Raw genomic sequence first — 14,493 nt, 5'->3', positions numbered from 1 at the left:
CTAGGATCCCAACCGCACGGCAAGGGTCACCAACCGGGTGGATTCGTCCGTGAACGGTGCGCCCGAGAGGGAACCGTAGAAATCCCTCACCTCCATCCCCGCCCTCCGGAGCATCTTCCAGAGTTCCTCCATCGAGTAGACCCGCACGTCGAAAGCGGAGGAGATCCGGATTCCGTCGGGCCGAGTGAGCGTGTGCTCCGCCTTGGCGCGCATCGTGCGCCGGTCGAACCGCACCGACATCCGGAGGCTCCCCGAGGGTACCTTCATGGTCTTGTCCAGGTCCTCCAGGCGCAAGAGCCCCTTGCCGGCGTTGCGCAGATCGAGGAGGAGCGCCCCTCCCTGCTTGAGGCTCTTTCCGATGTTGTCCAGGACCGTCTGGTTCTCCGCGTCGCTGAAATACCCGAAGGACGTGAACAGGCTTAGGGCAAGGTCGAACGCATCCTGCCGGCAGAACGTTCGCATGTCCTCCTTCACCCACTCGACCTGGACCCCTTCCCGCTCGGCGCGGCTGCGCGCCAGGCGGAGCATGTTCTCCGAGATGTCCACTCCGGCGACCCTGTATCCCCTGCGGGCAAGCGGGATGGCGTGCCTCCCGCGCCCGCACCCCAGATCCTCCACGGCGGCCCCGGCGGGGAGACGGAGGAAACCGAGGATTTCCTCGACCTCCTCCTCGGCGTTCCCCTCGATCGGCCCGAACAGCTCCGGGTACCGTTCGTCGAAGATCGTCTCGAACCAGGGTCGCTGCTGCAACCTCTTCCCCCCGTCAGCCCTTCACGACCGCAACGGGCTTGAGCCTGGCCACCTTCCGCGCGATCCCCGCCTCGTGCACGACGTCCACGACGGCGGACACGTCCTTGTACGCCTCGGGGATCTCCTCGGCGAGGGTCTTCATGGAGGCGCAGGCGACCAGCACCCCCCGCCTTTCCATCTCCTGGACGATCGATTTCCCGCGGACGCTCGCCTTGGCCTGGGTCCTGCTCATCCGGCGGCCCGCCCCGTGGCAGGTGGAGCCGAACGACAGCCGCATCGCTCCCGGGGCCCCCGCAAGGACATAGGAAGCATTGCCCATCTCGCCGGGGATGAACACCGGCTGGCCGACCTTCCGGTACTCCCCCGGGATCTCGGGGTGCCCCGGCGGAAACGCCCGGGTCGCACCCTTCCGGTGGACCAGCACCTTCTTCTTTCGCCCGTCGACCTCGTACTCCTCGAACTTGGCGTTGTTGTGGCCGACGTCGTACACCTGCCGCATCCCGAGGTCGCGCGGCCCTATCTTAAGCACCTTGAGGAACGTCTCCCTGGCCTGGTGCGCCAGGAGCTGCCGGTTGGCGAAGGCGAAGTTCGCCGCCGCCGCCAGGGCGGAGAGGTACCGTTCCCCCTCGGGGGAGCGTATGTGTGCACATGCCAGCTGGCGGTCCGGCAGTTCGATGCGGTTCCTCCGCATGTACTCCGCCATGGTCACCAGGTAGTCGTCGCACACCTGGTAGCCGAGCCCCCGCGATCCGGAGTGGATGAGGACCACCGCCTGTCCGATGAAGAGCCCGTAAGCCGCCGCCGCCTCGTCGTCGTGGATCTCCATGACTTCGTCCACTTCGAGGAAGTGGTTCCCCGATCCGAGAGTCCCCAGCTGTTCCCTGCCTCGCTTCTTCGCCACCGTCGAGACGGCGTCCGGGTCGGCGCCGGGGTACTTTCCCCCGCTCTCGGTGAACGCGACGTCCTCGTCCGTCCCGAACCCCGCCGACGACGCCCAGCGGGATCCTTCGCTCAACACCGTCTCCACGTCGGGTCCCGAAAGGCGGACGAAGCCCGTGGAGCCGACCCCCGAGGGAACCCCGTGATGCAGGGCGCCCAACAGCTCCGGGAGTCTCGGACGCAGCGCCTCGACGGTGAGACCGGACCGCAGGAGGCGCACGCCGCAGTTGATGTCGTACCCCACGCCACCGGGGGAGATTACCCCCTCGTCGAGGTCCATCGCCGCCACTCCCCCGATGGGGAAGCCGTATCCCCAGTGGATGTCGGGCATCCCGATGCTGTACCGGAGGATCCCCGCAGGTAGGCCACGTTCATCACCTGCCGCACGGCCTCGTCTTTCAGGATGTCGCCCATCATCGCCTCGGAGGCGAAGATCAGGCCCGGGACCCGCATCCCGCCGGCCTGAGGAATTTCCCACATGATGTCGGACAATTTATTCAAAGAGACGCCGTGGTATTGCATGGCCGGCCCTCCTCTTTCTCAAGGCCGCCGAAGGGGCTAGACGTCGATCACGTACCGTGCGGCAAACCCGCCCGGGATCCTTTCCACGACCATCCCGTGGGCGGTCACCGCCTTGATCTCGCGAAATGCGTGGTGCCGGGAGGCGTCGAACGCCTCGCCCCGAACCTCCACCCGCACTCCCGATCTGTTCATCTTACCACGTGCGCTCCGGACGAGAAAACGGTCCACGGTAAAGAGCAGCAGCGCCTCGCGAAGCAGCAGGAAAAGCCGGTCCTCGAGGTCTCTCCCGGAGACCTCGAGGGTCCTCGTTTCCGCTGCGCGGACGCGGCGGCGGTCGGTGAGGAGGGAGAAGAGGGATGTGACGCTCGTCGCGAAAAGCCCGGCCAGGTCCTGTCCGCGGACCTCCAGGCGGATGTCCGCGGTGTGGGGCAGGAGGCGATAGCCCCGCGGTTTCACGTCCCTTCCGTGAGCCGCGTGGCGAAGAAGCGGGGCAGGGTCGCGTCCAGCACCTTCCGCTGGCACCCCGGAATGTCGTACGGCGTTCGGACCCAGGAGGCTGCGCGGATCCGGGTGTCGAAGAGGAGGAAGGAAGACTCCGGGTTCCGGTCGCGGGGCTGGCCGACGCTGCCGGGGTTGAGCAGGGCGGTCTCCCCTTCCTTCAGACGGTATTCGCCGGTAGGAACGGAGACGGTGCTTCCGTCCCGCCGGCGGATGACCGCCGCGGGGACGTGGGTGTGGCCGAAAAACACGACCTTCACGCTCGGGTCCTCCGTCAAGGCGTCCAGCTCTTCCACCGCGTCGTCCAGCGTGAAGAGGTAGCGGTCGGGGTCGGAGGGAGCCCCGTGCACCATCAGGAGCTCCTTCTCCACGACCAGCCGATCGGGGAGGGATTTCAGATATTCCCGGGACCGGGCGGAGAGATGCTCCGCCGACCAACGCGCCGCAATCAGCGCCGGCGCGTTGAAGAACTCCCCGTCCGCCTTCCCGCAGGCGACGGCGTCATGGTTGCCCAGGATGCCTCCGGCGGTGTGCCCGATGGCCCACTGCACGCATTTTTCGGGCTCGGCGTTGTACCCGACCAGGTCCCCCAGATGGTAGACGCGGTCAACGCGTCGCGCGGCGAGCTCCCGCGCCACGGCATCCAGTGCGTCGCCGTTGGAATGAAGGTCCGAAAGGATGGCGATGTTCAACCGGCATCCGCGCGCGGGACAGCAACCCCCACGCCTTCCGGGAGGCGGCGCAGCGTCTTTTTCCTCGCCGAATAGGCGCGCACCAGGTCCATGAAGATCTCCAGCTCGTACCTTCGGTCCACCCGCGTCCCGTCGAAATAGAGTACCCGGACCGGCAGCCCGTCGCAATCGCGGGAGACGCGGGGGTAGACCGCCTCCGATACGATTCCATTCATGCAGGAAAAGGGGTTGATGTCCAGGATTCCGTCGGCTCCTTTCCGGTGCAGGTAGACCGTCTTCCCGACGGACAGCATCATCTCGCCCAAGGCTCCCTCCGGCGGCAGGTAGGGGCGCGCAAGGTCGTAGATGACCCGGATGTCGTGCGGCTCCTCGTAGCCCCGGAAATCCCCCTGGAACACGTCCAGGAGGGCATGCTCGTCCTTCCGCTGGAAGTGCCATTTCAGCCAGGCGCCGAACATTTCCACTGTGAGATGCTTGCGGAAGCGCTTGAGCATGCGGATCTGCTCGGCGTTGGTCGCCCACACCCATTCGCTCACGTCGGAGATCCAGCACTCCCCGCCGGCCTCCTCCACCTTCCGCAGCGCATCGTCGTTGCTGAACGTGTTCAGCCGGCAGAAGATCTCCCCGACCACGCCGATGAGCGGCCGGAGGACCGAGAAATCGGCAGGGACCTGGTTCAGGAGGGCCCTCCCCTGTCGCAGGCTCTTCACGATCCGCTCGAGTCTTTGCTTGTGGGTCTCCCCCCGGACCTCGACCGCCCGGCAGACCAGGTCGATCGCCTCCTCGAACGCCGCGTCCGCGGCCCCCTTCACCTTTTCGTACGGCCGTACCCGGAGCAAAAGCTTCTGGAGCAGGTCGCCCGCCACCAGCGCGCGCCATGCGGTGCGCAGCAGCTCGTCCGCATGCTTTCCCACGCCGGAGTACCCGTCCTCGCAGGTGGGCGACAGCAGGAGCACGTCGCCGTACCCCATCTCACGGAAAACCACTTTCATGAACGAGCCGTACTGCCCGAAGCGGCAGGGACCGTCGGAAGTCGGCATAAAAATGGCCATCCTCTCGGGGGGAATCTTACTGTGTACCAGCAGCTTCAGGGCATCCCCGAGGGTCACTTTCAGCGGGAGGCATTCCTCGCCGGAGGAGTGGCGCCCCCCCAGGACCAGCGTCTCTTCGTCGGAAGGCGGCATGGTCCGGGCATCGATTCCGACCGACCGGAACGCCGCCGCGATGACCCTGGATCCCGCATCGGTCATCGTTGGAAAAAATACCGTTCGTCCCTCGAGGGAAGAGCCGCTCACGTTTCCGCCCACCAGCGCAATACCCCCTTGCTGTCGAGATAGGCCTCGCACCGGGTCATGTATCCCGCGTCGTTGCCGTGCCCGTCGAACTGCAGCGAGAGATACGGCGACTCCGAGGCGCGGGTGATGAAATGACGGATGAACGAATCCGGCCCGCACTTGAAGTTCGTGATGTAGATCAAGTGGAATTTCGGGCGGGGCCGGCACCACCTCGCCGCGGCGATGATCTTCCTCCCGTAGTTCCAGAACATGTTGTCGTGGATGTCCCGGATGTCGATGTCGTCCACGGGAAGGAAATCGATCGGGAGGACGTTGGCCCCGTACTGGTCACGCAGCTTGGAGGGGATGTTCAGGTTGATGTCGCGGTCGTACAGGTTGTACGGGCGGCCGAGCAGGACGATGGCGTTGGCCCCCGCCTTCTCCACTTCGGATACCGCGACGGCCCCCGCGCTCATCAGGAAGTCGTGGAACTTCCGCTGCTCGCGGGTTCCGGCGCGTATCCCTTCCCGGATCTCGCGGCGGGAGACGCCCAGGGAACCGAAGCACTCGAACAGGTCCTCGACGACGTACTTCTCGCCGTCCCGGAAGCGCACCGTGGGAGACAGCAGCTTCTGGCGCAGCTCCTTCTCCCACTTGGGAACGGCGCCCAGCACGAACGGCAGCGTCTGCCCCCAGGGGCAGAAGTGGGATTCGGTGTGCATGTGCTCCGTCTCCGAGTTGATGACGTTGGGGACGAACAGGAAGTCGATCCCGTCCCGAAGCAGCGCCGCCACGTGTCCGTGGGCGACCTGGATCGGGTAGCACGGCTCCGCGACCGTAAGCTCGAGCCCCTCGCGGGCGATCGTCTTGTCGGTCCGCGGGCTGACCTTCACCCCGAACCCGACGGCCGAGAGGAACCCCTTCCAGAACGGGAACCGCTCGAAGTAGTACATGGCGCGGGGATATCCCGCGATCCCCCGCGGCCCGCTCTCGGCTCCCTCGGCCAATCGGTCGAGGTACTCGGCCCGGCGCGCCGGCAGGTCGTCGATCACCGGCCGCGTCTCGGTGCGGGCGGCCTTCCGGTACTTCTCGGAGCACTTGTCGCCCCAGTAGGTGCGCGTCCCGTCGACCTGGATCTCCTGCATGTCGCAGACGTTGCTGCACCCCTTGCAGACGAACTCCCGGCGCCGGTAGTCCACCTGCTGGAGGTCGAACCCGCGGAACCGTGTGGACCGTCCGAGCGCTTTCACCTTGTCTCGCGCGAGCAGCGCCATGCCGATGGCGCCGATGACCCCGTTGTGCGGCGGGACGATGATCTTCTTCCCCAGGACGTGCGTGAAGGCGGCCGCCACGGCGTCGTTGTAGGCCGTTCCTCCCTGGAAGTAGATGGTGTCGCCGATCCTGCGCCCGCGGACCACCCGGTTGAGGTAGTTGAGGACCACGGAATAAGCCAGCCCCGCCACGAGGTCGATCTTTTCCGCGCCCAGGTGGAGGAAGTTGTTCAGGTCCTGCTCCATGAACACCGTGCACCGCTCGCCCATCCGGATCGGCGCCTTGGAGGAGAGCGCAAGCGTGGCGAACTCTCCCTTGATCTGGATGCCCAGCCGCTCCGCCTGCTCCTCGAGGAACGATCCCGTCCCCGCCGCGCAGGCATCGTTCATCGCGAAGTCCACCACGACCCCGTTTTCGAGGCCGATGAACTTGGAATCCTGCCCCCCGATCTCGAAGATGGTGTCGACCGGCTGGTCGAAGAAGCGGCGGCTGATGAAGGTGGAGCCGGTCTTGTGGGCCGTGATCTCGTCCTGGACCGTGTCCGCTCCCACCAGCTCCCCGATGAGCTCCCGGCCCGAACCGGTGGTCCCCACCCCTCGGATCGTCACCGTGTCGCCAAACTCCTCCCACAGGTCCCGCAGGCCGTCGGTGACCACCTGGACGGGGCGCCCCTGCGTGCCGACGTAAATCTCCTTCAGGAGATTCCCCTCCCAGTCGGTGAGGACGAAATTGGTGCTCACCGAACCGATGTCGATTCCGAGGAAGACTTCCGGCTTCCCCTCGATCCGGGGAGGAGGAGCCACCCGGTCCCGGAGGAAGACGACGTTTTCCGTGGACAGCCTCGGCCAGGCCGGGAAGGATTTATGGAACTCCTTCCCGACGTCCGAATCGGAGATCTCCGCAATAACGACTTTCCTCTCCGACGCCGGGATCTCCGCCGCCGCCAGCGCAGCCCCGATGGCGCTCAGGTGCGCGAAGCCGGGGGAAAGGACGACGTCCCCGGAGGCGAACCCGAATGCGTCGCAGACCGCCCGGACGACCCCCTGGTTTGCGAACAATCCGCCGGCCAGCGCCACCTTCGGTCCCGGGTCTTTCCCCTTATTGATGTTGCTCTTGAAGTTGCGGGCCACCGCCTCGCACAGACCTTTCAGGATTTCCTCGGGGGAAAACCCCTTCTGCTGGGCATGGATCATGTCGGACTTGGCGAACACGGAACAGCGCCCGGCGATCCTGGCCGAATTCGCGGCCCGTACGACCATCTCCCCGATCTCCTCCACGGCAAACTGCATCCGGTTGGCCTGCTGGTCGATAAAGGAGCCCGTGCCGGCGGCGCAGTCCCCGTTGGTGTCGTAGTCCTTGATCCGGACCGCCTCGCCCGGGCGCCCGGGTTCGAGGCGAATCACCTTGGAGTTTTCCCCTCCCATCTCGAAGATCGTGCGGACATCCGGGTAGATCGCGGTCACCGCCTTCACCAGGCAGCGAAAATCGTTTTCGTAATGGGCGGAAAGTTTCTCCGAGAGGTGCTTGCTGGCCTTCCCCGTAACGGCCAAGGACGGCACGCGGGAGGCTCCCAGTGTGCCCAGCCAGTACCGCAATCGCTCCGGAACTTTCCGGTTCGGATCCCCGAGGAGCCGATCGTAGGACAGTAGATACGCCTGCCCCCTTCCCGGAATCCCGATCGGCTCCGGATTCTGGAACGTCCCGAGAACCTCCTCGCTCACCGGCCCGCCTCCCGGCGGCACGAAAAGGGCGAATTTCACGCTGATCGATCCGATGTCGACACCCAGGAACACGCGGTTCCTCCCTGCGATCGGTGGTGGATAAGACCTCAATGGATCTTCCTATCAAATGCCGTGCCTTTTTAAAAATCCGTGTAAAACGGCGGTCTGCGCATTCGGGCGAAGGTTCGCGATCCGTTCCTTCCATCCGATCGGATAGCGGGTTTTATCCTATTGGATAACATGGATTTGGAACGGAACCCTGGGGTATAGTAGTAAAAGAAGATCGTCACGGGGGTGCAAATGTTCGGGATCGGCTTCCAGGAGATGCTCCTCATCTTGGTCGTGGTCCTGATCTTTTTCGGGCCGAAGCGGCTGCCGGACCTGGCCAAGAGTCTGGGCAAGGGGCTTGCCGAGTTCAAGAAGGCCTCGGAGGAGGTCAAGAAGAGCATTGACGAGGCCATGAAGGAGGAAGCCCCGAAGGAGGAGGCCGCGAAGGAAGAGACCACGCCCCGCCCGCCGGTCTCCCAGGGATGAGCCCGTCGGGTTTCCCCGCCGCATGAGTGAGGAAGTCCGCGAGGAAGCCCGTAATGAAGAGGAAGTCCGGCTCCCTCTCTCCGAGCACCTGGAGGAACTGCGAAAGCGCCTGATCCGCTCCCTTCTTGCGCTCGGGGTCGGGGCGGGACTCTGTTACAACTGGTCGGAGGACATCTACGAGTGGTTGCTACGGCCGCTATTCATCCACCTCCCCGGCAATTCCCGCCTCATCTTCACCGAACTCACCGAGGCGTTTCTCACCTACTTCAAGGTGGCCCTCTGGGGCGGGTTCGTCCTCGCCAGCCCGGTGATCCTCTACCAGCTCTGGCGCTTCGTCTCCCCGGGCCTCTATCGAAGGGAGCGGACGGTCGTCCAGATCTGCGTCGCGTGGTCGACGTTCGGGCTTCTCGCCGGCATGGCGTTCGGATATTTCGTGGCCATCCCGCAGGTCCTCTCCTTCTTCCTGGGGTTCGGCCGCTCCGTCATCGTCCCCATGCCGTCGATGAAGGAATCCCTGTCCTTGATCCTTCGGCTGCTCCTCACCTTCGGCATCATGTTCGAGCTCCCGCTGATGCTGTACCTCCTCGGGCGGGCCGGGATCCTTACCCCGGCTCTGTTGCGCAAGGGGAGAAAGGTGGCCGTGCTGGGGGTGCTCCTCCTGGCCGCCGTCCTGACGCCTCCGGACGTGGCCTCCCAGATCCTGATCGCCATCCCGCTCTATATCCTCTACGAAGCCGGCATCCTGCTCTGCGCCATGGGAGCGCGCCGGCACAAGGCGAGGCTGCAGGCTTGAGCAAGCGGCCGAAATTCACTATAGTCGGAAGAAGGCCGCGGTTCACCGCAGCGCAGATCCGGAGGAAGGTCGCCTCGCTCGCCCGCCGGATCGAGAAGTCCTACGCCGGAGCGGACCTTGTCCTCGTGGGCATTTTAAAGGGCGGCTTTCTGTTCCTCGGCGACCTTGCCCGGGAGCTTGCGATCCCCGCCCGGATCGATTTCCTGCGGGTACGCAGCTACGGCAACGGGGAGGCTCCGGGGAAATGCATCGAGGTCACGAAGGACGTGGAGATCGACGTCTCCGGCAGGGACGTCCTGATCGTGGAGGACATCGTCGACACGGGGAATACCATGGCGTTCCTGAGACGGCACCTGGAAGGGAAAAACGCCCGATCGGTCCGCTCCTGCGCCCTCGTGGACAAGCGTGAGCGGAGGGTGACCGGCGCGGACATCGAATTCCCGGGGTTCCGCCTGAAAAGGGGCTTCCTCGTGGGATACGGAATGGATTACGGGGAGGCGTACCGGCAGCTCCCGCAGATCTACACCTTGCCGCTTTCCGGCGGTCGAAAGGTTCTTGACGGAGGACGCAGATGATCATCGAGTGCCCCGCATGCCGGACGCGGTTCAGGCTGGACGAGACCAAGATCAAGGGGAGAGGGGCGCGGGTCCGCTGCCGCCGTTGCGGAGAGCCCATCATGGTCTTGAAACCCGAGGAACCCCAGGCGGCAGCAGCGAAGGAGGCCGGCGAAGGTTTCCTCGACCTTCGTTCCGTGATCCGGGAGTCGATGGAGGAAAAGCCGGAAGAGGCGCCGCCGGAACCCTCTCTCCCGGCCGGACTCTCCGGGGGAAAAGACGAGGTCGATGTCCCCTTCGGGAAATATCTCGCCACCAGCGGGACGGAGAAATCCTCGCCGGCGGAAGAGGAAAAAGAGTCGACCGCCCTTCCGGATCTCGCCATCGACTTTCGGCCGGAGGAAAGGTTCGACCTCGATCTTCCCGCCGAACCGCCGAAAGATGCGGCCATGCCCGATTTCCTCATCGGCACCGGAGATGCCCACGACTTTCTGAAGGAGGAGCACAGGAAAGAAGAGAAGGGGGAGAGGTTCGATCTCTCCACCCATCTCCGGCAGGAGTCCACGGAAGAGACGCCATCCGCCGCCGCCCCGGAATCGATGACGGCTCCGGCGGAAAGCGCACCGGACGCTCCTGTCTCGCCGGAATTGCGGAAAATCAGGGAAGCCCTTCCCACGAGACCGCCCGAGGCGCGGAAGGCGGCATCCCCGCCCTTGCGGCCCTCCCTGATCGCCCTTGTCCTCCTGTTCGTTGCGCTTGCGGGAGGCGGGGCCTACCTCGGGTTCACCAAGAACGGGCAGGACCTTCTGCGGGGGCTGGTGCCCGGAATGGAATCGCTGTGGCTGCCCCGTAGCGGCAAGCCCGGCCCACAATTCGACGTCAGGAACCTGATCGGCTACTACGAACCCAACACGAGGGCGGGGAACCTGTTTGTCATCAAGGGCCAAGTGGCGAACATGGGAAGAACCCGCAAGAGCGGCATCCGGATCCACGCAGCGCTGCTGGACAGCAAGGATCAGCCGTTAGCGGAGAGAACCTCCTACGCGGGAACCGTCCTCTCCGCGGAAACCCTGCGCACGGCCACCCGTGAAAAGATCGAGGAATCCCTCTCCAACCAGTTCGGCGAAAAGCTGGTCAACATGGACGTCGCGCCGGGGAAATCCGTGCCGTTCATGGTGGTGTTTATCAACGCTCCCGAAGGGATCAGCGCCTACCGCCTGGAAGCGAAGGACAGCGACTGAAGGGACGCCATGGAGGCGCCGCCGCAAGGGCGCCTATTTTTTCTGGTCGTCGGTCTTGGCAGGGGTGACGTCGACCTCGTCTTTTTGCTTCATCGATTTCTTGAAATTGCGGATCCCTTCCCCCAGGCCCTGTCCGATCTGCGGCAGCTTTCCCGCGCCGAACAGCAGGACGACGATGACCAGCAGAACCAGTAACTCCGGCAATCCGAGTCCGAACATGCTCCCTCCTCAAACGGCGACCTACGACAGAATCATTATACCTTTATGGCGTGCGGGAAATCCCTCAATTTTCGCGGATCGTCTCCTCGACCGCCACGCCGAAGTGCCGACCCGCCGCTTCCTCCGCGAGAAGAACGGCGTCCCCCTCGCGAAGCTTCGCCACGGAAACGGTCGCGCCCCCCGGACCTACCAGACGGATCGTTTCCGCGTTCTGCAGGACGACGGAGTGGACCGCCCCGGAAGGAGCCTTCGCACGGACCTGGAGAAGGGGTCTCCGCTCCACCTTGACCCGTCCGACCGTGGCGGTTTCTCCCTCGCCCACCTCGTTCACCAGGAGAACTTCGGATCCGGACGCAAGTTCGGAAAGATAGGCGGTGCGCCCGCCGGGGAGCCGGCAGTACAAATGAACCCCACCGGCGTTGACGCGGAAGGGGCGTGGAAGGACATAGGGGTTGGGAACATTCTCCGCGCAGACCAGGAACAGCCCCGCGCTCGAGTTGCCCACCAGCATCCCCCGGCTCCCCTCGATCAGCGTGCAGGTATCCACGCAGACCCGGTCGCCGATGCCGAGCGGGGAAACCCCGGTAACCCCGGCTTCGACCAGCCGGGTCGCCTCGGTCTCTTTCCGGGCTGCGGAGGCCAGTGCGCGCATCCTGCCGGGGTCGTCCGCAAGGAGAACGATTCCGTGCACGCCCTTTTCGAGGACCCCGCGGTAGAGCGTCACCTCCTCGGGGGTCCGGGCGGCGGCCAGGATCTTCCGACGCCAGGCGACCAGATTCTCGAGGGGAATCACCTCCCGCTCGCAGGGAAAGACGACCCAGATCGTCTCCGGCGGAGAGGAAAGGATCGCTCCCTCGTCCGACTTCCCCTTCATCTCGGTAACGCGGTAATCCCGTCCCTCGCGGAAGTCGCCCTCCGCGCACGCGGTACGGACCCGCCCCAGTTCCCGCGCCCTTTCGAGGCAGCCGTCGGGGATCCACAGCGTGTCGACGCCGGATTCCAGCGCGGCGACCGCGATCTCCTTGTTCCACGGGATGACCCGCGCCCAAAGCACGGGAACCATCACTTCCCCTTGGCCTTGAGCAACCCCATCGCTTCCTGAAGGGTCGCCCCGCCGTGGACGATCGCCACGATGGCCCGGACCATCGTGGCCGGAGACGGGTGCTGGAAGACGTTCCTCCCGATGGAGGCCCCGGATCCTCCCGCCGCGACGGCGTCCCGGACCATCCGCAGGACTTGCTCGTCGCTTTCCATCTTCTCTCCGCCGGCGATGACCACCGGGCTCGCGCACCCTTCCACCACCTCCCGGAACGTCTCGGGGCTGCCGGTGTAGGGGACCTTCACGATGTCCGCGCCCATTTCCGCCCCCACCCGGGCGGCATGGCGCACGTAGCGGAGGTCATACTCGTTCTTGATCTTGGGGCCGCGGGTGTAGATCATCGCGAGAAGCGGCATCCCCCACCGCTGGCAGGCGCTGGACACCGCGCCGAAATCCCGGAGCATCCGTGCCTCGTCGTCGGCCCCCAGGTTCACGTGGATGGAGACCGCGTCGGCGCCCATCTGCAGGGCATCCTCGACCGTCGCCACCAGGACTTTCCGGTTGGAGTCAGGGGAAAGGTTCGTGCTGGCGGAGAGGTGGAGGATAAGCCCCAGGTCCTTCCCGTACCCCCGGTGCCCGAACATCGCCGCCCCCCGGTGCACGATGGCGGCGTTGGCCCCTCCCTCCGCAATGAGGTTGGCCGCGGGGGGGATCTGGATGAGCCCGGGGATGGGGCCGACCGTCACCCCGTGGTCCATGGGGACGATCACCGTCTTCCGGTTGTTCCGGTCCATGATCCGCTCCAGGCGGATCTTCTTCCCGATCATCGGTCAACCTCTCCCCGCCGTGATGAAGACTCTTTCGGCCCGGTCCCTATTTGTAGACTCCCCGCACCTTGAGCTGGTCGTTCAGATACGTGATATTGTCGGCGTACTTGCACGCCTCCTCGTACTTCACCTTGCCGGAGGCGACCAGCTCCGCCAGGGTCCAGTCGATGCTGACCAGCTCCTCGACGTTCGCCTGCATCATTCCGCGCAGCTGGCTGACCTTCCCCTCCCGGATCGCGTTCCGCACGCGCAGGGATGTGCTCATCTTCTCCCATGCGAGGACCCTGCCGGTTCCGGAGGCGCGCCGGAGGAGACGCTGGGAGAAAGCGAGCAGGAGGGATTCGGCCAGCTGGGCACGGATCTGGGGCTGCTGGCTCCCCGGGAAGATATCGACGATCCGGTCCACTGCCGCCGTGGCGCTGTTCGAATGGAGCGTTCCCATGACCATGTGGCCGGTCTCCGCGGCCGACAGGGCGATGGAGACGCTCTCGTAGTCCCGAAGCTCTCCGATGACGATCACGTCGGGGTTCTGTCGGAAGATGTGCCGCAGGCCGTCGGTGAAGGACAGCGTGTCGGTCCCCACCTCGCGCTGATTGATATTGGAGCTCTTGTGCTGGTGCGTGAACTCGATCGGGTCCTCGATCGTAATGACGTTGGCCTTCCGCTCCCGGTTGATCATTTCCACGAGGCTGGCCAGCGTGGTGGATTTGCCGTGCCCGTTGGGGCCGGTGACCAGGATGAGCCCCTGCGTCTTGAGTACGTAGTCTCTAAGGAAATCCGGGAGGCCGAGCTCGGCGGGGGTGGGGATGATGTCCGCTACGTGCCGGGCGGTGAAAGCGATGGAGTTGCGCTGCCGATAGACGTTGCACCGGAAGCGCCCCAGCCCATGGAGCGAATAGGCGAAGTCGAGCTCCTTGTCCTCCACGAACGCCCGCTTCTGTTCCGGTGTCAGGATGGCGATGATCATCTGCTCGATCTCGACCGGCTTGAGCACAGGAAGGGCCAATCGCCGGATCTCGTTGTCGACGCGGATCGACGGGATCGCCCCCGCGGAAAGGTGCAGATCCTGCCCTTTCCAGGACACCAGCACCTCGAGGAGGCTCGCCATGCTCTTCTCGAGCTTGACGACCGTTTTCTTGGTTTCCTTCTCGTCCTGGAGTTTCAGCGCGACGGTGCCGTATCCGTGGGCCTGGAAGAAGACCAGTGCCTGCTCGAAATGCATCGCCGACAGGATCACCGGCTTGATGCTGTGGCCCGACTGGAACTCCACGTCCGAAAGGGCCGTGAGGTCGGTGGGGTCCACCATCCCGATCACCAGCCGCTTCCCCTCGAGCCCGATGGGGAGAAGTCGCCGCAGCCGGACGGTCTCCAGCTGGACGAGCCGCTGGATGGCGGAGGGAACTTCCACCTTCTCCAGGTTGATGTGCTGCATCCCCATTTGCTCGGACAAGCCGTTCAGGAGCACCTCTTCGCTGAGGAATCCCAAGCGAATGAGGTTTTCCCCGAGCGTCCCTCCCAACTGGTTCTGGGTCTTGAGCGCCTGCTGAAGCTGTTCCTCCTGGATCAATCCCGCCTTAACGAGAATTTCCCCGATCTTCAATCTTTTATCGGACATAAT

General features: G+C 64.8%; 13 protein-coding genes and 1 pseudogene. 4 read left to right on the top strand and 10 right to left on the bottom strand.

What is annotated here, in order from left to right:
* From A2Z13_07950 to A2Z13_07925, 6 genes and pseudogenes are all read right to left on the bottom strand, one after another.
* Positions 1 to 750 carry a hypothetical protein gene (locus tag A2Z13_07950; GenBank protein ID OGP81105.1) on the bottom strand — a complete coding sequence of 250 codons (750 nt, stop codon included), beginning with the start codon at positions 748 to 750 and terminating at the stop codon, positions 1 to 3.
* A 13-nt stretch (positions 751 to 763) separates the two neighbouring features.
* Positions 764 to 2,211: pseudogene (locus A2Z13_07945) on the bottom strand (RNA-splicing ligase RtcB).
* A gap of 36 nt (positions 2,212 to 2,247) precedes the next feature.
* Complete coding sequence (locus A2Z13_07940) at positions 2,248 to 2,667, bottom strand: hypothetical protein (GenBank protein ID OGP81104.1); 420 nt, start codon at positions 2,665 to 2,667, stop codon at positions 2,248 to 2,250.
* Positions 2,664 to 3,401 (bottom strand): hypothetical protein, encoded by a 738-nt coding sequence (locus tag A2Z13_07935; GenBank protein ID OGP81103.1) that lies wholly within the window; start codon positions 3,399 to 3,401, stop codon positions 2,664 to 2,666. Before A2Z13_07935 ends, A2Z13_07940 begins: the two co-directional genes overlap by 4 nt.
* On the bottom strand, positions 3,398 to 4,708 hold the full coding sequence (locus A2Z13_07930) for a hypothetical protein (GenBank protein ID OGP81102.1): 1,311 nt from the start codon (positions 4,706 to 4,708) through the stop codon (positions 3,398 to 3,400). The genes A2Z13_07935 and A2Z13_07930 overlap by 4 nt, the downstream gene beginning before the upstream one ends.
* Positions 4,693 to 7,740 carry a hypothetical protein gene (locus A2Z13_07925; GenBank protein ID OGP81101.1) on the bottom strand — a complete coding sequence of 1,016 codons (3,048 nt, stop codon included), beginning with the start codon at positions 7,738 to 7,740 and terminating at the stop codon, positions 4,693 to 4,695. The genes A2Z13_07930 and A2Z13_07925 overlap by 16 nt, the downstream gene beginning before the upstream one ends.
* Positions 7,741 to 7,968: 228 nt before the next feature.
* Between A2Z13_07925 and A2Z13_07920 the strand changes: the two genes are divergently transcribed.
* Genes A2Z13_07920 through A2Z13_07905 form a run of 4 tightly spaced genes read left to right on the top strand, consistent with a single transcriptional unit; the run spans position 7,969 to position 10,790 of the window.
* Positions 7,969 to 8,202 carry a twin arginine-targeting protein translocase TatB gene (locus tag A2Z13_07920; protein ID OGP81100.1) on the top strand — a complete coding sequence of 78 codons (234 nt, stop codon included), beginning with the start codon at positions 7,969 to 7,971 and terminating at the stop codon, positions 8,200 to 8,202.
* Positions 8,203 to 8,224: 22 nt separating this feature from the next.
* Positions 8,225 to 8,995, top strand: coding sequence for a twin arginine-targeting protein translocase TatC (locus tag A2Z13_07915; protein OGP81099.1), 771 nt, complete (start codon positions 8,225 to 8,227; stop codon positions 8,993 to 8,995).
* Between the two features lie 20 nt (positions 8,996 to 9,015).
* Positions 9,016 to 9,570, top strand: coding sequence for a hypoxanthine phosphoribosyltransferase (locus tag A2Z13_07910; GenBank protein OGP81149.1), 555 nt, complete (start codon positions 9,016 to 9,018; stop codon positions 9,568 to 9,570).
* Positions 9,567 to 10,790, top strand: a complete 1,224-nt coding sequence (locus A2Z13_07905; protein ID OGP81098.1) for a hypothetical protein — start codon at positions 9,567 to 9,569, stop codon at positions 10,788 to 10,790. Before A2Z13_07910 ends, A2Z13_07905 begins: the two co-directional genes overlap by 4 nt.
* A 33-nt stretch (positions 10,791 to 10,823) precedes the next feature.
* Here the strand turns inward: A2Z13_07905 and A2Z13_07900 are convergent, their stop codons facing one another.
* From A2Z13_07900 to A2Z13_07885, 4 genes are all read right to left on the bottom strand, one after another.
* Positions 10,824 to 11,009, bottom strand: a complete 186-nt coding sequence (locus tag A2Z13_07900; protein ID OGP81097.1) for a preprotein translocase subunit TatA — start codon at positions 11,007 to 11,009, stop codon at positions 10,824 to 10,826.
* A gap of 64 nt (positions 11,010 to 11,073) precedes the next feature.
* Positions 11,074 to 12,072 carry a hypothetical protein gene (locus A2Z13_07895; GenBank protein OGP81096.1) on the bottom strand — a complete coding sequence of 333 codons (999 nt, stop codon included), beginning with the start codon at positions 12,070 to 12,072 and terminating at the stop codon, positions 11,074 to 11,076.
* Positions 12,072 to 12,875, bottom strand: coding sequence for a fructose-bisphosphate aldolase (locus A2Z13_07890; protein OGP81095.1), 804 nt, complete (start codon positions 12,873 to 12,875; stop codon positions 12,072 to 12,074). Before A2Z13_07890 ends, A2Z13_07895 begins: the two co-directional genes overlap by 1 nt.
* 46 nt (positions 12,876 to 12,921) lie before the next feature.
* Positions 12,922 to 13,983, bottom strand: a complete 1,062-nt coding sequence (locus tag A2Z13_07885) for a hypothetical protein (GenBank protein ID OGP81148.1) — start codon at positions 13,981 to 13,983, stop codon at positions 12,922 to 12,924.
* Positions 13,984 to 14,493 lie beyond the last annotated feature (510 nt).

The organism is Deltaproteobacteria bacterium RBG_16_64_85 (genome assembly GCA_001798885.1).
In the GTDB taxonomy this organism is placed as follows: Bacteria; Desulfobacterota; Deferrimicrobia; order Deferrimicrobiales; family Deferrimicrobiaceae; genus FEB-35.
Note: the sequence above shows the minus strand (reverse complement) of the source record. Positions and strands in the feature narration are given on the sequence as shown.

Excerpts from the sequence above, each read along its gene's own strand:
- A2Z13_07920 (OGP81100.1), top strand. The coding sequence starts at position 7,969 with ATGTTCGGGATCGGCTTCCAGGAGATGCTCCTCATCTTGGTCGTGGTC.
- A2Z13_07915 (OGP81099.1), top strand. The coding sequence starts at position 8,225 with ATGAGTGAGGAAGTCCGCGAGGAAGCCCGTAATGAAGAGGAAGTCCGG.
- A2Z13_07905 (OGP81098.1), top strand. The coding sequence starts at position 9,567 with ATGATCATCGAGTGCCCCGCATGCCGGACGCGGTTCAGGCTGGACGAG.
- A2Z13_07900 (OGP81097.1), bottom strand. The coding sequence starts at position 11,009 with ATGTTCGGACTCGGATTGCCGGAGTTACTGGTTCTGCTGGTCATCGTC.
- A2Z13_07895 (OGP81096.1), bottom strand. The coding sequence starts at position 12,072 with ATGGTTCCCGTGCTTTGGGCGCGGGTCATCCCGTGGAACAAGGAGATC.
- A2Z13_07890 (OGP81095.1), bottom strand. The coding sequence starts at position 12,875 with ATGATCGGGAAGAAGATCCGCCTGGAGCGGATCATGGACCGGAACAAC.
- A2Z13_07885 (OGP81148.1), bottom strand. The coding sequence starts at position 13,983 with ATGGCGAGCCTCCTCGAGGTGCTGGTGTCCTGGAAAGGGCAGGATCTG.